The 19501-nt window shown below is 62.1% G+C and carries 19 protein-coding genes; all 19 read left to right on the top strand.

Going from position 1 to position 19501, the window contains the following annotated elements; genetic code table 11:
* Positions 1-118: 118 nt before the first annotated feature.
* The 19 genes from BLW25_RS23335 (at position 119) to BLW25_RS23245 (ending at position 19491) form a co-directional block, all read left to right on the top strand.
* A complete protein-coding gene (locus BLW25_RS23335) occupies positions 119-1273 on the top strand; it encodes a mandelate racemase/muconate lactonizing enzyme family protein (protein WP_092904677.1) in 1155 nt (384 codons plus the stop codon).
* Positions 1270-2439, top strand: coding sequence for a mandelate racemase/muconate lactonizing enzyme family protein (locus BLW25_RS23330; protein ID WP_092904675.1), 1170 nt, complete (start codon positions 1270-1272; stop codon positions 2437-2439). Before BLW25_RS23335 ends, BLW25_RS23330 begins: the two co-directional genes overlap by 4 nt.
* A gap of 16 nt (positions 2440-2455) precedes the next feature.
* Positions 2456-3184, top strand: a complete 729-nt coding sequence (locus tag BLW25_RS23325) for an SDR family NAD(P)-dependent oxidoreductase (RefSeq protein ID WP_092904673.1) — start codon at positions 2456-2458, stop codon at positions 3182-3184.
* 53 nt (positions 3185-3237) lie between these two features.
* The gene (locus BLW25_RS23320; protein ID WP_092904671.1) at positions 3238-4098 is read left to right on the top strand and encodes a fumarylacetoacetate hydrolase family protein; all 861 of its coding nucleotides are present in this window, start codon (positions 3238-3240) and stop codon (positions 4096-4098) included.
* Positions 4095-4859 carry an SDR family oxidoreductase gene (locus BLW25_RS23315; protein ID WP_092904670.1) on the top strand — a complete coding sequence of 255 codons (765 nt, stop codon included), beginning with the start codon at positions 4095-4097 and terminating at the stop codon, positions 4857-4859. Before BLW25_RS23320 ends, BLW25_RS23315 begins: the two co-directional genes overlap by 4 nt.
* 150 nt (positions 4860-5009) lie before the next feature.
* Positions 5010-5888, top strand: coding sequence for a transporter substrate-binding domain-containing protein (locus BLW25_RS23310; RefSeq protein WP_092904669.1), 879 nt, complete (start codon positions 5010-5012; stop codon positions 5886-5888).
* Positions 5889-5954: 66 nt separating this feature from the next.
* Complete coding sequence (locus BLW25_RS23305; protein WP_092904667.1) at positions 5955-6653, top strand: amino acid ABC transporter permease; 699 nt, start codon at positions 5955-5957, stop codon at positions 6651-6653.
* Complete coding sequence (locus BLW25_RS23300) at positions 6650-7408, top strand: amino acid ABC transporter ATP-binding protein (protein ID WP_092904665.1); 759 nt, start codon at positions 6650-6652, stop codon at positions 7406-7408. The genes BLW25_RS23305 and BLW25_RS23300 overlap by 4 nt, the downstream gene beginning before the upstream one ends.
* Before the next feature lie 148 nt (positions 7409-7556).
* A complete protein-coding gene (locus BLW25_RS23295) occupies positions 7557-8225 on the top strand; it encodes a GntR family transcriptional regulator (RefSeq protein WP_171909735.1) in 669 nt (222 codons plus the stop codon).
* 719 nt (positions 8226-8944) lie between these two features.
* Entirely contained in the window at positions 8945-10516 is a 1572-nt protein-coding gene (locus tag BLW25_RS23290) for a sugar ABC transporter ATP-binding protein (protein ID WP_092904661.1), read from the top strand.
* Positions 10513-11514 carry an ABC transporter permease gene (locus BLW25_RS23285; protein ID WP_092904659.1) on the top strand — a complete coding sequence of 334 codons (1002 nt, stop codon included), beginning with the start codon at positions 10513-10515 and terminating at the stop codon, positions 11512-11514. The genes BLW25_RS23290 and BLW25_RS23285 overlap by 4 nt, the downstream gene beginning before the upstream one ends.
* Positions 11515-11524: 10 nt before the next feature.
* On the top strand, positions 11525-12553 hold the full coding sequence (locus tag BLW25_RS23280) for an ABC transporter permease (RefSeq protein ID WP_171909734.1): 1029 nt from the start codon (positions 11525-11527) through the stop codon (positions 12551-12553).
* Positions 12554-12631: 78 nt separating this feature from the next.
* Positions 12632-13846 carry a sugar ABC transporter substrate-binding protein gene (locus tag BLW25_RS23275; protein ID WP_092904655.1) on the top strand — a complete coding sequence of 405 codons (1215 nt, stop codon included), beginning with the start codon at positions 12632-12634 and terminating at the stop codon, positions 13844-13846.
* Between the two features lie 110 nt (positions 13847-13956).
* Positions 13957-15243 carry a histidinol dehydrogenase gene (gene hisD / locus BLW25_RS23270; RefSeq protein ID WP_216279509.1) on the top strand — a complete coding sequence of 429 codons (1287 nt, stop codon included), beginning with the start codon at positions 13957-13959 and terminating at the stop codon, positions 15241-15243.
* A gap of 17 nt (positions 15244-15260) precedes the next feature.
* Complete coding sequence (locus BLW25_RS23265; RefSeq protein ID WP_092904651.1) at positions 15261-16301, top strand: LacI family DNA-binding transcriptional regulator; 1041 nt, start codon at positions 15261-15263, stop codon at positions 16299-16301.
* Positions 16298-16876: a hypothetical protein gene (locus tag BLW25_RS23260; protein ID WP_092904649.1), complete on the top strand. Its 579-nt coding sequence runs from the start codon at positions 16298-16300 to the stop codon at positions 16874-16876. The genes BLW25_RS23265 and BLW25_RS23260 overlap by 4 nt, the downstream gene beginning before the upstream one ends.
* 25 nt (positions 16877-16901) lie before the next feature.
* A complete protein-coding gene (locus BLW25_RS23255) occupies positions 16902-17789 on the top strand; it encodes an N-acyl homoserine lactonase family protein (RefSeq protein ID WP_092904647.1) in 888 nt (295 codons plus the stop codon).
* Entirely contained in the window at positions 17789-18730 is a 942-nt protein-coding gene (locus BLW25_RS23250) for a 3-hydroxyacyl-CoA dehydrogenase (protein ID WP_092904645.1), read from the top strand. Before BLW25_RS23255 ends, BLW25_RS23250 begins: the two co-directional genes overlap by 1 nt.
* Positions 18727-19491, top strand: coding sequence for an SDR family NAD(P)-dependent oxidoreductase (locus tag BLW25_RS23245; protein ID WP_092904643.1), 765 nt, complete (start codon positions 18727-18729; stop codon positions 19489-19491). The genes BLW25_RS23250 and BLW25_RS23245 overlap by 4 nt, the downstream gene beginning before the upstream one ends.
* Positions 19492-19501: the final 10 nt, after the last annotated feature.

Below are 19501 nucleotides of genomic sequence, written 5' to 3'. Positions count from 1 at the left end.
CGGTCCCCGTGACGACCGGCCTTCGGGAGATTCCCGACTGGCTCGTTCACCACGGCCCGTACTGACAGCGGGCTCAGATCTGCGGGTCTGAAACCCCCTTATTCATGCCGAGGCGCATATGAGAATTTCGCGAGTGGAGGCCATCGGCCTCTTTGGAAAATCCCCGAAAGGCGGCTGGTCGAATGAAATCAGGCCGGAAGACTCGATCCATGCGCTGATCCTTGTGCAGACCGATGACGGACAGGTAGGGATCGGCTCGGTCTTTACTGACGCGCGGCTGGTCAGGGCCGGACTGGATGTGCTGCGCGCATTGCTGATCGGCGAGTCGGCCCTGGAGCCGATGCGCGTCAGCGAGAAGCTGCATCAGAACACGTTCTGGATGGGCCGCGGCGGCACGCTGACGCATGTGATCTCGGGCATCGACATCGCGCTTTGGGATCTGTTCGGCAAGAGCTGTGGCCAACCGCTGGCCCGGCTTTTCGGCGGCAGCTATCGCAACCGGGTGATGGCCTATGCTTCGATCCTGATGGAAGAGCCGGATCTGATGCGCGAGCGGACCGCTTATTACCGCGCGCAGGGTTTCCGGGCGATCAAGATCGGTTGGGGGCCGTTCGGGCGTCGGAATGACCGCAAGCTGGATGAGGCCATCATACGCGCCGCCCGCGAAGGGGCCGGGGATGACTGCCGGCTGATGGTGGATGCAGGGGCCAGCGATGCCTATTGGCCGAACGGTCTGAAATGGGCGCTGAACACAGCACAAATGCTCAGAGATTACGACGTGACCTGGTTCGAAGAGGCGCTGCATCCTGATGCTCTGGATGATTTTCGTCAGCTGCGCCTGCAAAGCCCGGTCCCGATTGCCGGCGGCGAATGTCTCACCCGGCGGCAGTCCTATCTGCCGTGGTTCGAGGCGCGGGCGCTGGATATCGTGCAACCGGATGTGACCAAAGTCGGCGGTATCACCGAACAGCTGCGCATTGCGCGGATGGCGAATGATTTCGGCATTCAATATATCGGCCATGGCTGGAACACGGCGGTGGGCCTTGCCGCAGACCTGCAACTGGCGGCTGCCTTCCCCGATACCGATATGGTCGAGTTCATCGGCGGATCTCCCTATATCGATGATATTGTAGAGAAACCCTGGGCGCTGGATGACGAGGGCCTGCTTGAGATCCCGGACACGCCCGGCCTGGGTCTGCGCCTGCTGCCGGATGCGGTGGCCGAGCTTTCGGCTGATGCCGAGGCGGCAAAACTTCTGGCAGGTGCAGCATGAAGATCGAAGCGGTAGATTTCTTCTATATTGCCATGCCAGAGGTCACCATCGCGGCGGATGGCAGCCAGGACGCCCTGGTCGTTCGGGTGCAAGCCGGTGGATTGACAGGCTGGGGGGAATGCGAAGCCTCGCCCCTGGTGTCGATTGCGGCCTTTGTGACCCCGATGTCCCACGGCGCCTGCCAGCCGGTATCGGCTTCGGTGCTTGGGCAGATCTTGGAAAAGCCTTCCGATATCGCAGAGATAGCGGCGCAGGTGGCTTACAGATCAATGGATTTGCTTCAGGCGGCGCATACCTGGTCCGGTATCGAAATGGCGCTCTGGGACCTTTTGGGGAAGGCGCGCGGGGAGCCGGCCTGGAAATTGCTGGGCTATGAAAGGGCCTATCCCAAGCTTCCCTATGCTTCGACACTGTTCGGCACGACCCCGGAGGAAACCTTTGAACGCGCCCGTGCAATCAGGGCCAGGGGGTTCCGGGCTGCTAAGTTCGGTTGGGCTCCGTTTGGCGATTCACTCGCGGGGGATCTTGCCCAGGCCGACGCGGCCCGCGCGGGACTGGGAGAGGAAGGTGTTCTGCTGATCGACGCCGGCCAGATCTTTGGCGATGACGTTGAAAGAGCAGCGGCCCGGCTTGAGGCCCTGTCCCGCAACAGAGTGACCTTCTTCGAAGAGCCTTTTGGCGGTGCCTCACTGGTCGCCTATCGGGGTCTGGTTGAAAAGGCCCGGGGCACCGGGGTGGGGATAGCGGGGGGCGAAGCCGCGCATAACCGTGAAATGGCTGAACATCTCATCGAATTCGGCGGGGTGAACTTCATCCAGATCGACTGCGGTCGGATTGGCGGCCTAGGCCCGGCCAAGGCAGTGGCGGATTACGCCGCTGCCCGGGGCGTGACCTATGTGAACCACACCTTCACATCGAACCTGGCGCTTTCAGCCTCGTTGCAACCTTTCGCAGGGCTGGAAGAGCACCGGATCTGCGAATTCCCCACCGAGCTGCGCGACGTGGCACGCGACCTGACCCTGACCAAAATCACACCGGATGCTGAGGGATTGATCCATTTGCCCGAGGGGCCAGGCCTTGGGGTTGAAATCAACGTTTCGGCACTCGAGCGCTACCGCGTTCCGGTTGAGATCCGGGTGGGTGGCAAGACGATCTTTTCGGCCTGAGAGAGGACTGCGCGGAATGAACAATATTGATCTGAATGGAAAAACGGCAGTCGTCACCGGTGGCTCGCAGGGGATTGGCCTGGCGGTCGCAAAGCGGCTTGCCGCCTCGGGTGCGAGGGTTGCGGTCTGGGATCTGAATGCAGATACGGCTGCCGTCGGAGGGGCCGTAGCGATCAGGGCCGATGTGGCAGATGCGGCTTCAGTCGCTGCTGCAATGGCACAGACCGAAGCCGCGTTGGGCCATGTCGATATTCTGGTCAATTCTGCCGGAATAGCGGGTCCGAACCACCGTTTGACCGACTATCCCGACGCTGACTGGCGTCGTGTGGTTGAGATCAACCTGATCGGCACCTTCAATGTGAACAAGGCCATCGTGCCCGGAATGGAAGCGCGGAATTACGGGCGGATCGTGAACATCGCCTCTATTGCGGGCAAAGAGGGCAATCCCAATGCCTCGGCCTATTCTGCGTCGAAAGCCGGGGTTATCGCTTTGACCAAATCGCTGGGCAAAGAACTGGCCGGCAAGAATATTGCGGTGAACTGCATCACCCCGGCCGCAGCCCGCACACCGATCTTCGATCAGATGAGCCAGGAGCACATTGACTACATGCTCTCGAAAATCCCGCGAGCGCGCTTCCTCGAAGTCGATGAAGTGGCCGGGATGGTGGCCTGGCTGGTCTCGGAGGAGAACTCCTTTACCACCGGCGCGGTTTTCGACCTGTCCGGCGGTCGCGCTACCTATTGATCCTGACCTCGCGCCCTAAGGCGCGCCGCAAAAGCTTCTGAGGAATACCGCCTATGAAACTGCAACGCTTAGAACAATCCGGTCGCATCATCCCCTGTTTGCTGGACGATGCGGGGGCAGCGCGCGATGTCTCGGGCATAGTAACGGATTTTACCGCGGAGAATGCGGCTGAGCTGGCATCGGTTCTTGCTGCAGTCGCAGTGGATAGCCTGCCTGTCATTGACAGCGCCACTGTGCGGCTTTTGCCGCCCATCGCACAGCCGCCGAACATCTGGTGCATCGGGTTAAACTATTCTGATCACGCCGCTGAATCTGGCATGCCGGTCCCGAGTGAACCGATCCTGTTCAGCAAAGGTTCGACTACCTATTGCGGCGCGGATGATCCGGTCTATTGGTCCGAATCCATGACCAAACTCGACTGGGAGGTGGAGCTTGGCATCGTCATCGGCAAGGGGGGCCTGAACATCGCCCGCGAAGACGCGCTCTCGCATGTGCTGGGCTATACGATTGTCAATGACGTGTCCGAGCGGGCCTGGCAGATCGAACGCGGCGGGCAGTGGATCAAGGGCAAAAGCTATCCGCACTTCTGCCCGACCGGTCCATTTATCGCCTCGGCTGATGAACTGGGCGACATCGCGGCACTGGATCTTTGGCTCAGCGTGAATGGTCAACGGATGCAGACCGGCACGACCGCGAAGATGATCTTCGATCCGGCCACGATCATCTCTTACATGAGCGCTTTCTGCGAGCTGAGGCCCGGCGATCTGATCTGCACCGGCACCCCTCCTGGCGTGGCCCTTGGCATGAAAGAGCCACGCTGGCTGAAACCCGGCGATGTGATGGAAGTGGGCATCAAGGGACTGGGTGTGCAGCGGCAGATTGTGACCCCGATCTCACAAAGGGGCGTGAAATGACCGGCGCGTTGAACCTTGTCCCGACGGAGCGTCTGGCCGGCAAAGTGGCGGTTGTAACGGCGGCGGGGCAGGGCATCGGCCGCGCGGTCGCCGAGCGGCTGGCAGCCGAAGGCGCGCGGGTTTTTGCCTCGGATCTGAACGAGGCGGCATTGGCGAGTTTCTCGGCTGGCGAACGCACCAAACTGGATGCAACCGACGCGAATGCTGTCGCTGACTATTTCGCGGGCTTTGAACAGGTCGACATTCTGGTTCACGCGGTTGGCTATGTGCATCAGGGCAGCATCGAAGAATGCGAAGCTGAGGAATGGCATCGGTCCATCGCGATAACCCTGAACAGTGCCTTTCACGTCCTTGGCGCGGCAGTCCCCAGGATGAAACAGGCCGGGGGATCGATCATCACCATCGGCTCGGTGGTCTCTTCGATCAAGGGCTTCCCGCGTCGGGCGGCTTACGGTGCCGCCAAAGGCGGCGTCATCGCCCTGACCAAATCCATCGCTGCGGATTATGTCGGGCACCGGATCCGCGCCAATTCTGTCTGCCCCGGAACGGTTCATTCGCCATCTTTGGAAGAGCGGATCACCGCGTTGGGTCAACAGATGAACTCTCGAGAGGCCGCGCTGAAATCCTTTGTCGATCGTCAGCCCCTGGGCCGTCTTGGCACGCCAGAAGAGATCGCGGGGATCTGCGCCTTCCTGGCCTCGGATGAGGGGGCCTTTATCACCGGTCAGGCCATCAATGTCGACGGAGGCATAACCATCTGAGTCCCGGGCCCGGACCCGGGACGATTACGATGATTTCACCATCCCCTTGAAGAAGAAAGGAGGCGTGACGCCGCGATAAGCCCGGCTACGGCCTGACCGTAATTTCTGTCCAGTTAAAAATAACCGAAACCAACAGGAAAGTATGACCCCATGACCACGGCAATCAAACTAGGGTTCTCCCTTGCCGCGACGCTGACCTTCGCGGCCCCCGTGCTGGCGCAGGATGCAGCCGCCCGCTTTGAATTCACCCCGGGTTTCGAGGCCTGCGCCGGTGACACCTCGCTGTCGGATGCGCAGACCAATGGTATCACCCTTGGGATCAGCCCCAGCCCGCCCTATACCTCGCTTGATCCTGCGACGGGCAAGGCGTCGGGCATCGATGTCGAAATCGTCGAGGCAGCGCTCGGCTGGCTTGGCATTGACAAGATCACGTACGAAGTCGCGCCGTTCCCTTCTCTGACGCCGTCGCTGATTTCCGAGCGGATCGACATGGTTGCGGCCAACATCCACGTCACTCCCGATCGTCTTAAGGTTGTCAGCTTCACCGGCCCCGGCTGGTGGTATGGTCCGGCAATCACCGTCGGCAAGGGCAATCCCAAAGCGATCCACTCTTTTGAGGATCTGAAGGACCATAGCGTGGGTGCCATCGCGGGTTCGGCGGCTGATGAGTACCTGCGTTCGCTGGGCGTTGACGTGGTCCCGTTCCAGACCGACGCTGACCAATTCATAAGCCTGTCGCAAGGCCGCGTCGACGTGATCCTGGAAGACGACATCAAGGTGGCGACCTATATCGCCGAAAACAAAGACGAGTCGATTGAGATGGTCGCAGGGGTGGAAATCCCGGATGAGCTGATCTTCCAATACGGCTATGGCTATGCGCGTTACGGTATCCGCATGGAAGATTGCATGCTGCGCAGCGCTATGTCGATGGCGCTGGCCGAAGTGCGCGGCAATGGGCAAGTATCGGGCGTGCTGAGGAATTATGGTCTGACTGACCGTAATCTCTTCTACTTCCCGGTTTCCAACTAACCCCTAAATTACGGGGCGCGCAGACGCGTTTGCGTGTGTCGCGCCCCGGTTCACCGAGGTGGCCCGATGGATCTTCTGAATTTTTCAGTGGTGGCGGAATATTATCCCACCCTGCTGAAAGGCTTCGCCGTCACGATTGGCATGACGCTGGTTGTGATTACCCTGAGCTTGACGCTTGCCATACCTGTCGCACTCGGCCGGATGTCCGAGAACTTCCTGATCCGCTTCATTTCAGGGGTCTATGTCGAAGTGTTGCGTGGCACGCCGCTGGTGCTGCAACTGGTCTATCTCTATTTCGTGCTGCCCGGTGTGGGCATACGGCTTAATGGGCTTACGGCCGCCATGCTTGCGCTCACGCTGCACTACACGGCCTATCTCAGCGAGGTCTATCGTGCAGGCATCCTGTCGGTGCCAAAGGGTCAGTTTCAGGCCTATGCCGCCCTTGGCATGTCACGGCAGCAGGGGTTCATCCGGATCATTCTGCCGCAGGCCATCCGCACGGTAACACCGGCCCTGGGCAACTATTTCATCTCGCTGTTTAAAGATACCGCCCTGGCCTCGGTGGTGACGGTTCAGGAGTTGTTATTCTCGGGCCAGATCATCGCGGCGCGTAGCTACCAGTATTTCACCATCTATACGGTCTGCATGATTATGTATTTCAGCGTCGGCTATCCGGCTGCAATCTTTGTCCGAAAACTCGAGGCCCGCATTTCCAGGGGTTATGCAGGCACGAAAAAGCGCCGCGCAAAGGGAGGCCGGATATGATCAGGCTTGAAGGGATTGAGAAGTCTTACGGCCCGCTCAAGGTTTTGAACGGGGTCTCTCTGAATGTCGCGAAGGGGGATGTGGTTTGCATCATCGGTCCGTCAGGATCGGGCAAGTCCACGCTGCTGCGCTGCGTGAACTATCTGGAGCAGCCGGAGGCAGGCCAGATCACCCTTGATGGAAAACTGGCCTACCGTGATTTCAGGAATGGTCGGATGATCTCGCGCTCAAGAGCCGAGATTGATGAAACAAGGCGCGAATTCGGCATGGTGTTTCAGGATTTCAACCTGTTCCCGCATATGGATGCGCTGGCGAATGTCACCGAAGCTCCCATGCGGGTCCGAAAGCTGCCGCGGGCGCAGGCGGAGGCGAAGGCGCGAGATCTGCTGGAGCGGGTGGGCCTTGGTGCCAAGATCGATGCATGGCCCGAGGAACTGTCAGGTGGCCAGAAACAAAGGGTTGCCATTGCGAGGGCCCTGGCGATGGAGCCAAAGGCGATGCTCTTTGATGAGCCGACCTCCGCACTTGACCCCGAACTGGTGGGCGAAGTGCTGGAGGTTATGAAGGCGCTTGCGGCCGAGGGCATGACGATGCTGGTGGTCACCCATGAAATGGGTTTTGCCCGCCAGGTCGCCGATCGGGTGATCTTCATGGACCAGGGGGTAATCGTTGAAGACGCCCCACCTCAGGAATTTTTTGACACCCCAAAAATGGAGCGGACCAGGGCTTTCCTGCGTGTGACACAACGCGAATAGAAGCTGGGTTTCGCGGTTTTTCAGGCTGCGCTTTTCATTTTGGTGCTGCCGCCGCATAAATGGCCCAAGAGTTCAGTACGTGTAATCTAGAAATACTCAATGAGGGGTTCCCGGTTTGGAGACCAGAATTCGGCCGCGAGATGCCCAGGTGACAGCCTCAGCGCGACCAAGCGCGCTTTCGGCCATTCCCCGGCCCCGAACCACCGCAGACGAGGTCGAGGAACGCATCGTCCTGGCCATTGCGCTTGGAGAGAAAAGCCCGGGCGACCGGATCACCGAAGCCGAGCTGGCAGCGACGCTGAATGTCAGCCGGATGCCCGCGCGTGAAGCCTTGCAGAAACTTCACCTGCGGGGCGTATTGGTCGAGAGCGATCAGCGGGGCCTTAAGGTTGCCGATTACTCGGATGCGTTCATTGATAATCTTTATGAGGTCCGCCATTCGATCGAACGGGTGGTATTGCGGCGCGTCATGTCTGAGAATTTCGACCGCTCTGAACTTTTGGAGGAGCTGGAAGAGCATATTTCCCAGATGCGTGACCTGGCGGGGTCTGACGATACTTTGCTGCTTGGGAAGACAGACCTTGCCTTCCACCGTGCCATTCTGAGACATTCAGGCAACGAGCTCGCGGCAAAGATCTGGGAAGGTCTGGCCCAGCATTGTCTGATTGTCTTTCTGCGCGATTGGGCGCGTGTCGCAGACCGTACCAGCGAAGTTGCGCTCCACCGTCACTTCGCAGATTTCATCGCCAATGGCGAATTAGAGGATATCGATGTCCTTCTGAGGGAGCATTACACCCCGGCGCATGACCGGGAGTAAAGCTTCAGCAGCATAAGCGCGGCATCGAGGTCACCGATGAGACCCGGTAGTTCTGGTAGGTGCCATCGGCTGGGCCGGCTGTGTCAGGGGAACACCACTGCTCAGATTATCTGGCAGTTACCCGAGCTTCCAGCAAGCGCAGGGCAACACGGCCGGGACTTCGGGCAGCTTTACCCGGATGAGAGCCAAGGCCGGTTTCAGAGCGAGCCATGAGACGACGTAATGCAGACCTGCGATTGACCTGCTGAAGTTTCATTCCGCAGCAACCGGAGCCGGTAGCTGATTTGATCCACTCCCCAGGGTTGGATCGCTCGCGGGCAGAGTTTTCCGACCTCGTGCTTTGCCCCCGCGTCTGGACCGCCGCGATCCGGAGTTTCGCTGCTCTGATCCCGGGTCGGGCGGGTTGCGCTGCGGAACGACGGTGCGGAGCTGGCATTTCTCCGGACGGGCGAGTGGCAGGCTGCGACTCACCCGGTGCGGGTCTGGTTAGTCCGCGATCCTGTATTCGGTAACATACAGAAATCATGTGATAATATTTCTCGTCGCCCTGGCATGTCAGATCCTGGCTGAGGCGCTGATCTGGCCCTGAGCCGTAGTCTGATCTGGTCGAAAATTTAACTGCTTGACCCGAAGAAAGGAATCATTCTTATATGCAAACGTTCCCAGAGAACGTTTGCATTAGTTTGACGCAAACTTTTCCGGGGCGAGGGAGGAGATCTATGTCTGATGCGACCGGCCGCGAAAGCGGCAGCCCGGCATTTGCGGGGGCGGTGGCGCTATGTGCCGAAAGCCTGCGTAAGGCTTACGGGGCGACCGTTGCGCTGGAACATGCCGATATTTCGCTGGCAGCGGGCCAGGTCCACGCGCTTCTGGGCGAGAATGGCGCTGGTAAATCGACGCTGGTGCGGATCCTGACCGGCGCAGTGCGTCCGGATCAGGGCGAGATGCAGATCGGCGCGGCGGCCTATGCGCCGGGCTCGATCCTTGCGGCCCAAAGCATGGGCGTGGCGACCGCGTTTCAGGAGCTGAGCCTCGTGCGCAACCTGACCGTGGCGCAGAACCTGCATTTGCCGCATCAGCCAAAAGGTGGTTTTGGCATCAATTCCCGCCGCCTTGGCGAGGAAAAGGCCGCGGCCACCCTGGCTAAATACGATATGGGCCGCATCAGCCCGCGCAGTCTGATCGCCGATCTGCCGCTGGCCGAGCGTCAGCGCATCGAGATCCTGCGCGCGATGGAACATGCCTCAAAAGTGCTGATTCTTGACGAGCCGACTGCTTCGCTGGCTGAGACCGACTGGCTGTTCGATCTGATCCGCAAGAGTACCGCCCGCGGCCTTGCGGTGCTCTATATCTCGCACCGCCTGCCAGAGGTGCGTGAACTGGCGACGCGGGCCACCGTGCTGCGGAACGGGCGTTCGATTGCGAGCGTCGATCTGGCGGCAGCGGATGATGACGATATTTTCGAGATGATGGTCGGCCACAAGGTCGATCACGCCCGCCCGGCCCGCGCACCACGTGCGACGGCCACGCACCGGATTGAGGTGAAAGACGTAACAGGCCGGGGCGTGAACGGCGCCGGTTTCACGCTCGGCACGGGCGAGGTTCTGGGCGTCGCGGCGCTGGAGGGACAGGGCCAGCGCGGGCTCTTCCGGATGCTTGCCGGGCTGGAGCCGGTCAGCAGCGGCGAGATCCGTGTAGATGGCAAGCCCGTCACGCTGCGCAGCCCGCGCCAGGCGCTGGCCGCAGGCAGCGGCATCGCCTTCCTGCCTGAAGAGCGCAAGACCGAGGGCATCCTGGCCGGCCTTTCTACCGCCTCGAATGTGGTGCTGCCGGTATTGGGCCGTATCTCGCGCGCGCTGATTGTCGGGCCGAAAGCAGAAGCGAAACATGCGCTTGAGACGGCTTCGAAGGTCGATCTCAGCCCGCGTTATCTGGGTTTTGCCATCGGAGACCTCTCGGGCGGCAACCAACAGAAGGCGCTGATCGCGCGCACCATGGCGACGGGCGCCCGCACATTGGTGCTTTATGACCCGACGCGGGGCGTCGATGTCGGCACCAAACAGGCGATCTATGACGCGATCAGGGCCTTTGCCGATGAGGGCGGCTCGGTGCTGTTCTACTCATCCGAACTACCCGAGATCGTTCAGCTCGCCGACCGCGCGCTGGTGTTTTACGGCGGCCGCGTGAACGGCATTTTCGAGGGCGAGGCGATCACCGAACAGCGCCTTGTCGCGTCCATGTTGGGCCAGGGAGCGGAACATGCTTCCCGCGCAAAAGGGGAGGCGGCATGAGTTCCGCGACTGAACAGAGACAAATGAAACGAAAGCCGGTGCTCAAAAGCCTTCTGACCGAGGGCGCGGTGCTGATCGTGCTGATCTATGTGATCCTTTACGCGATCAATGTCTGGCAGCAGCCGCGTGCCTGGTCTCTGGGAGCCTTTGGCAATCTGGTGAACAATTCGGTGCCGCTGGCGCTTGCCGCCGCAGGCCAGACCCTGGTGGTATTGTCGCGGGGCTTTGACCTTTCGCTCGCCGGGGTGGTCTCGCTCACCAATGTGGTGATGGCGGTCTATCCCCTGCAGGGTCCAGGAGGGGCACTGGCCTCGCTGGGGATCTGTCTCGGCATCGGTGCGGTGGTTGGCGCGGTCAATGGCTGGCTGGTGGCGGGGCTGCGGCTCCAGGCCATCGCGGCGACTTTGGCGACGATGATCATCTGCCAGGGCATTGCACTGGTGATCCTTGATGCGCCCGGCGGCCAGGTGGCCGACTGGGTGAGCTATGAGCTGACCGACCGGCTCTGGGGTGTGGTGCCGGTTTCGGGGCTGGTCGTGCTGGCGGTGATCCTCGTATGGAGCCTCGCCCGCCGCACCGACTGGGGTGTCGCGCTTTACGCCATTGGCGAGGATGAGCAGGCAGCGCGGCTTTCCGGCGTGCCGGTGGCGCGGGTGCGCTTCCTGACCTTTGTCGGCGCCGGAATGCTTTACGGGCTGGCGGGCTATATGCTCTCGGCGCAGACCGCGACCGGCAACCCCAATGCCGGGACGCCATTGCTGATGCTGGCTTTTGCCGCCGTGGCGCTTGGCGGCACCGCTTTCACGGGCGGCAAGGGCGGGCTTTTCGCCTCGGTCATGGGGGCGGGCACCCTGATGCTGTTGCAAAAGGTGCTGTTCTCCAGCGGCGTCGCCTCTTTCTATACCGGGATTTTCCAGGGCGCGGTGCTGATCCTCGCGGTGGTCTTCAGCGGTGTGCTGGCGGGGATCGGGCGCGGCACAGGCATTGGGAAGCGCTGAGATGAAACAGATGAGTACTTCCACTTCAGCCGAAAAATCCGCAAGTTACGCAGCCGCCCCCGACCGGCGTGGCGCGGCCAGGATCTCGCGCGAGACGATCTCGACGCTCGTGGTCTTTGCGATCTGCATCCTCATGCTGCTTGGCTCGCGCTTCATCAGCCCCAATCTCGGCTCCTGGGCGCAGGTGCAGACCGTGATGGTGCTGGCCTCCTTCCTCGTGGTTCTTTCGTTCGGCCAGGGGCTGGTGATCCTGACCGGCGGGCTTGACCTGTCACTGCCGGCGCTGATCACCCTTGGCGGGGTGCTGGCGACCAGTCTCGTGGGAGCGGGAAATCCCGGTGCCTGGTATCTTCTGCCGCTTGTCGTGGTGATCTGCGCCGGAGTGGGGCTTGCCACCGCCATCGGCGTCGTCTGGCTGAAAGTGCCGCCCTTCATCATGACCATGGCCACCTCGATCATCGTGGCATCGGTCGCACTTGGCATGACCAAAGGGACGCCGCGCGGGGCCTCGCCCGAAGCGCTGACCTGGCTGATGAAATCGCAGCTTGCCGGCGTGCCGCTGCCGGTGGTGTTCCTGATCCTCTTCGTGGCGTTCGGCTGGCTGGTGCAGTCGCGTTCCACGCTCGGCCGCTATCTCTACGCGCTTGGCACCAATCCCGAGGCTGCGCGTATCGCCGGCATCCCGATGCTGACCGCACAGGTAGCGCCCTATGTGATCAGCGCCGCCTGCGCCGGTTTCACCGGCATGATGTTGGCCGGCTATTCGAACGGCGCCACGCTGCGGATGGGTGACAATTACATGCTGCCCTCGATTGCGGCGGTGGTGATCGGCGGCTCGTCGATCCTTGGCGGCTCGGGCTCATTCCTCGGCACCGTCGGCGGCGCGATCCTGCTGACGACGCTCGGCACCATCATCTCGGCGATCGGGCTGCAATTCGGCCTTCGCACGATCATCGAAGGCGCCATCATCCTCGTCGCATTGCTGCTGCTGCGCGACGAGGTGTTCGAGAAGATCCGTGCCCTGGTCCGCAAGGGCTGAGGTCAGGGGAGGGCGGCGCCTGCCTGAGCGGGCGCCGGATGCAGAGACCAACAGATTTTCAGGAGGAGAAACGAAACCATGACCACCACATTCGCGAAACTCTCGCTTTCGGCGCTGGCTCTGGCCACTGCAGGTGTACTTGCCGCTGATCCGGCTGCGGCAGAGGGCAAGAAATACAAGATCTATCTTTCACTCTCCTATTCCGGCAACTCCTGGCAGTCGGAGGCGGCGAATATCGTTAAGGCCCTTGCAGCAACAGCGCCCTATAACGAGACGGTCGAGCTGATCGAAGTGATCTCGGGCACCGATCCCCAGGCGCAGATCTCGGCCTATGAGAGCATGATCGAGGATGGTGCCGATGGGATCATCACATTCCCGATCTCCTCGACCGCGCTGAACCGCACCATCAAACGCGGTTGCGATGAGGGGGTCCTGTTCTTCACCTATGACGCCACCGTCACCGAGCCCTGCGCTTACAATGTCAGCTATATCACCTCGGGCTTTGGTGAGAACTCGGCTCAGGCGCTGGTCAACGAACTGGGCGGCAAGGGCAAGATCTTCCTGTCGCGCGGCGTGCCTGGCAATTCGGTCGACAAGCGCCATACCGATGGCGCAATGCATGTCTTCAACCAGTATCCCGGCATCGAAGTTGTGGCGGAATACTATTCCTACTGGGACGACCGCACCACGCAGCAGGAAACGGCCAAAGCGCTGGCCGCGCATCCGGATGTCGACGGCATCTGGGCCCAGGCCGGTGAATTCGGTGCCATCCAGGCGCTGCTTGATGCAGGCGACCGTCTTGTCGCGATGACCGGTGAAAACTCGAATGGCTTCCGCCTCGCGCTGGCAGATCCCGACATGCAGGCCAAGGGCCTCAAAGGTGTCTCGGCTGGCTCGCCACCGGCGCAATCGGGCTATGCGTTCAAACTGATGATGGAGATCCTTGAAGGCAAGCGCGAGCTGGAGCCGATGAATATCGAATTCCCGCTGCCCTGGGTGCCGGCTGCCGATGTGAAGATCTGTGAAGGCGAGAAATTCGAGAATGGCTGCAATGCTTTCCCGGCCGACCGCGTGCCGTCTTCCTTCGTCACCCAGGTGCTGGACCCGGTGCTGCTGCCCGAGCTTTCCATCGACTCGGCGCTGAACGGCACCCCGGTTGAGGGCGCAACCATCCAGGCACTGCCCGCAGATGTGCCGGCAGGCGCCAACGAGCCGGGCATCAACTGCCAGGACTGCGAGCCGCCCGCTGATCTCTACAAGCTGACCAAAGTCGAGCCGACCGTTCAGCCCTGATCCTTGTCGGGCCGGCTGAACCCGGCCCGCAACCCCTGCGCGCGGGGACCGCTCCCGTCCCCGCGCGTGCCTTTCCCGACTGGCCACCACACAGGAACCGGACCACCATCATGAGATACCTCAAGCAGGGACAGACGGCCGAAGCGATCTCGGCGAATGATGCCGTCGTTAAGGAAACCGTCGAGACGATCCTTGCCGATATCGAGGCGCGCGGTGATGCCGCCGTGCGCGAGCTGGCAGGCAAATTTGACGGCTATGCGCCGGCAAGCTTCCGCCTCTCAGACGCTGAAATCCAGCAGGCGATTTCGGAAGTTTCGCCCCGCGATCTGGAGGATATCCATTTCGCGCAGACCCAAGTCCGCAACTTCGCAAAGGCGCAGCGCGATTGCCTGAAGGATCTGGAGGTCGAAACTCTGCCGGGCGTCTTCCTTGGCCATCGCAATGTGCCGGTCGAAGCCGTGGGCTGCTATGTGCCGGGTGGTAAATACCCGATGGTCGCCTCGGCACATATGTCGGTTCTGACGGCCAAGGTTGCCGGCGTGAAGCGGGTGATCGCCTGCGCGCCGCCCTTCCATGGCAAACCGCATCCGGCCATCGTCGCGGCGATGCATTTCGCCGGCGCCGATGAGATCTATTGCCTCGGCGGCGTTCAGGCCATTGGCGCCATGGCGATTGGCACCGAGAGCATCGCGCCAGTCGATATGCTGGTCGGCCCCGGAAATGCCTTTGTCGCCGAAGCAAAGCGTCAGCTTTTCGGCCGCGTCGGCATCGACCTCTTCGCCGGCCCGACTGAGACGCTGGTGATCGCCGATGACACCGTTGATGGCGAGATCTGTGCGACCGACCTTCTGGGCCAGGCCGAACATGGCCCGACCAGCCCGGCGGCGCTGATCACCACCTCGGAAAAGCTTGCCAATGACACCCTGGCCGAGATCGAGCGCCAGCTTGGCGTGCTCCCGACCGCCGATATCGCCCGCAAGGCCTGGGAGGCTTACGGCCAGGTGATCCTGTGCGACAGTGAAGAAGAGATGCTGAAAGTCGCCGATGATCTGGCCTATGAGCATGTCCAGGTCATGACCCGCGATCCGGATTACTTCCTGAAAAACATGCAGAATTTTGGCGCACTCTTCCTTGGCCCGCGCACCAATGTTGCTTATGGTGACAAGGTGATCGGCACCAATCACACGCTGCCAACCAAAAAGGCTGCGCGCTATACCGGCGGGCTGTGGGTCGGCAAGTTCATCAAGACCTGCACCTATCAGCGCGTCACCACCGACGCCGCTTCGGCGATGGTCGGTGAATATGCCTCGCGGCTTTGCATGCTTGAGGGCTTTGCGGGCCATGCAGAACAGGCGAATATCCGCGTTCGCCGCTATGGCGGTTCAAACGCAGCCTGAAGACCGGAGGAAGGGTTATGAGTGACGACAGCATTAAGGGTGGTTCGCGCAAGCGGGTGACGGTCAAGGATCTTGCCCGTTCACTCGGGATGTCGGTTTCGACCGTCTCACGCGCCTTCTATCCCGATGCCATCGTTGCCCCGGAAACCCGCCGCCAGGTTCTGGAAGCCGCGGAAGAGATGGGCTACCGGCCCAACCCTTTCGCACGGTCCATGATCACAAGGCGGACGCGGATCGTCGGCCTTGTGGTCGCGGGCATCACCAACCCCTTCTATCCGGAGGTGATGACCCGGCTGACCACAGCGCTGCAGGAGATCGGCATGAATGTCATGCTGGTCTCCGCCGAGGCGCCCGAGCGGATCGACGAGGCAGTGGAACAGGCGCTGACCTATCAGCCTGATCTGATCATCATCCTCGCGGCCACCATGTCGTCGCGCGCGGTGCAGGAATGCACCGCCGCCGGCACCGCCTGTATCTTTTTTAACCGTTTGTCCTCGGACCCGGCCGGACATGGTGTCACCTGTGACAATATCACCGGCGCCCGCATGGCCGCCGATCACCTGATCGACAAGGGGCACCAGCGGCTGTGCTATGTCGCGGCCTTCCCCGATGCCTCGACCAATATCGAACGCTGGCAGGGTTTTCGAGACCGCGCGCTGGAGCGCGGCCTGGCCGAGCCGCAAAAGGTCGAGGTCGGGAATTTCAGCTATGAGGCCGGGTTCTCGGGCGCTGAGGCCTTCGCCGCGCTGTCGGAGCGCCCGGATGGCGTATTCTGCGCCAATGATATCGTCGCCATCGGCTTTGTCGAAGGCGTGCGGGCGCGGCTGGGGATCGGGGCCCCGCTTGATATTTCGGTGGTCGGTTTCGATGATATCGCCATGGCCTCCTGGCCATCGCATTCGCTGACAACGATCCCGCAGCCGATTGACCAGATGCTGGCGGTCACCGTCGATCTGGCGGCGCGGCTGGCGGCTGATCCGGCGACGCCGGTCGAATTGCACCGCATCGCCCCGAAACCGCTGATCGAACGTGGCACCACCGCGGGGAGACAAGAATGAGCGGCCATCCTATCCCCCGCCCGCAGGGTGCCGCGCTGTTTGAGCGGCTCGCGGTGCTGCACCGCCCCGATTGCACCGCCCCGATGCAGCCGCCGCCCACTGAGATCCTGCCTGACGAGGGCGAAATAGCGCGGGCGCTCGCCTCCGACGCTGCCGGGCGCTACGGCGTCGCGGCCCGCGCCGTTTTCAACGATCTGCGTCGGCTGGTCGGGCAGCTGGCCGGACTTCTGATCCTCGCGCGGCTCACTTCGCGCCCCGATCACGCCGGTCTGCCCGAGGTGAAAGCCTGCCGCGAGCGCGAAGCGGAGATTGCCGCGCAGATTGCCGCGCTTGCCGCCCCCGGCCCGCTTGCCCCTCATCGCGACCGGCTTTCTGCCAGCGCCGGACTCTGCCGCGCAATCCTTGACGGACTGGTTGCCTGGCGGGCGGATGCGCCGGGGGCGGACGCCACTTTCGACGCGCTCAATGCGCAGATCCGCCGCGCATATGCCGTGTTGGAAACCTGCGCCGAGACGCGCGCCGGACTGCAGATGATTGATTTCAGCCATGCCTGCTGCGCCTGCGGCGGGCATTGATCCGGGACAGTTCAGGGAGGAAATGATGTCCGATTATTCGATCTGGGTTTGCGAATATTCGTTCGTGAAAGACTATCACAAGAGCGGCGTGCTCTATGGCGCCCATAACCAGGGCTATGTGAAGCTTCCCTATTGCTATGTCGTGATCAAGGGCAAGGATCACGTCGCCATGGTCGATGTCGGCTATAATGACAAGGCTTACGGCAAGACGCTGGGCGACCGCTTCAAGGTCGAGAACTGGCGCAGCCCGCGTGAGGTTCTTGCCGGGATCGGGCTGACGCCGGAAGACGTCGATACCGTCTTCATCACCCATGCGCATTTCGACCATTTCGGCAATGTCGAAGACTTTCCCAACGCCAAATTCTACATCCAGGAGCGCGAGATCGCGAAATGGGTCTGGGCGATGTCGCTGCCCGAGCGGATGCGCTGGATGATGGTCGCGGTCGATCCCGGCGATATCGTACGTGGGGTGGAGCTGGCACGCGACCGCCGGCTGATCACCGTCAATGGCGCCGTCGAGAATGTTCTGCCGGGGATCGATCTGCATCTGGCCGAAGACAGCCACACCTATGGCTCGATGTGGGTCACGGTCCGGAATGACGGTCAGACACAGTCGGCAGACCCCTGGGTGCTGGCCGGCGATCTGGTCTATGTCTTTGAAAACGTGAAAGGCCCGGGTGCTGCCGTCGATGCAGGCGAGATCTATGTGCCGGTTGGTCTCGCCGTCGGCAGTCAGACCAATCTGGTGCTGGCGACGGAAGAGATGATGAAGCAGGCCGGCTATGACGCTCATCGTGTGATCCCGGTCCATGAGGAGCGGCTGCGCGATACTTTCCCCTCGCGCATCACCAAAGACGGGCTGCGCATCTCGGAAATCTGCCTCGCCGATGGTGAGGCCTCGAAAGTCGCATAATGTCAGGAAAAGCTGTAATTGGGATTGTCGGGGCCGGGCTGGTCGGCTCCGGCTGGGCGGTGGTCTTCGCCCGCGCCGGGCATCAGGTGCTGGTGTTTGATCCGTCGCCCGAAGTGCGTGCGAAGGTGATCCCCTGGGCGCAGACCGCGCTGAGCGAGCTGGCTGAGGTTGGGCTGGCCGATGATGCAGGCGCCGCGCTGGCGAAGATCAGCGTGGTGGAAAGTCTGTCGCAAGCCGTCAGCCCCGCCGATTATATCCAGGAATCGGTCTTTGAGCGGGTGGATGTGAAGACAGGGGTCTGCCGTCAGATCGGCCCGCTGCTGAAACCGGGTGCGGTGGTCGGATCGTCGTCTTCCGGAATTCCGGCCTCGGCTTTCACCGAAGACTGTGCGAACCGCAATCGCTTCCTGATCTCGCATCCGGTTAACCCGCCACATCTGGTGCCGGTGGTGGAACTGGTGCCGGCGCCCTGGACCGACGCGGATGCCGTCACCTCGACCCGCGCGCTGATGGAGGCGGTGGGCCAGGTCCCCGTCTCGCTGACGCGCGAGATCGAGGGCTTTGTGCTGAACCGTCTGCAAGGTGCGCTGCTGAACGAGGCCTGGGCGCTTTATGACGCGGGCTATGCGACGGCGGCGGATATTGATGCGACCGTGGCACATGGGCTCGGCCTGCGCTGGTCCTTCATGGGGCCGTTCGAGACCATCGACCTCAACGCGCCCGGGGGCGTGGCGGATTATGCGGCGCGGCTTGGCCCGCTTTATCATTCCATAGCGGAATCGCGCCGCGACCCGCAGCCCTGGTCTGCCGACCTTATCGCCCGCATTTCCGCCGAGCGCCGTGCGGCGCTGCCGGAGGGTGAGCTTGCGGCTCGCAGGGCCTGGCGTGACGGGCGCCTGACGCGGCTCGCCGCTTTCAGGGCGCGGGAAGGTGCGAAATGAAGATCGACCTTACAGGCAAACGCGCCTTTGTTACTGGCGCGACCGGCGGCCTCGGGCGCGCCATCGCCATCGGTCTCGCGGCCTCGGGCGCGCGGGTGGCACTGGGCTATAACAGCGCCGCCGCAGGGGCCGAGGCGCTGGCGGCTTCGATGCCGGGCGAGGGGCATCTGCCTTTGCGCGCGCCGGTCACCGACAGCGCCGCGCTGGCAGAGGCGGCGGCAGAGATCCGGGCGGCGTTTGGCGGGCTGGATATTCTGGTGAACTGCGCCGGCATCACGCGTTTCGTGCCGCATGGCGATCTTGACGCGCTGGAGGATCAGATCATCGACGATATCCTCGCGGTGAATGTGCGCGGTCTGATCGCCACGACCCGCGCCATGCGGCCGATGCTGGATGCGTCCGACCGGGGCGCGGGCGGCAAGGCAGTGATCGTCAACATCTCCTCCATCGCGGCCCGGACGGGGATGGGGTCGAATATCGTCTATTGCGCGTCAAAGGCAGCGGTCGACAATATGACGCTGTCGCTCGCGCGGGCGCTGGCGCCCAAGATCCGGGTGCTTTCGGTGGCGCCGGGGCTGGTCGATACCGATTTCGTCAAATCACTGAGCCAGGACTGGCGCGACGAACAGGCCGCGCGCACGCCGCTGGGCGATCTGGCGCAGCCGGAGCATATCGCCGATGCCGTGGTCGCGGCGGCGGGGCTTCTGACCTATTCGACCGGCACGGTGATCGCCGTGGATGGCGGCAGACCGCTCGGCTGAGGCCGGGCCT

Source organism: Rhodobacter sp. 24-YEA-8 (assembly GCF_900105075.1).
In the GTDB taxonomy this organism is placed as follows: domain Bacteria; phylum Pseudomonadota; class Alphaproteobacteria; order Rhodobacterales; family Rhodobacteraceae; genus Pseudogemmobacter.
This window is presented reverse-complemented; position numbering and strand designations above follow the sequence as displayed.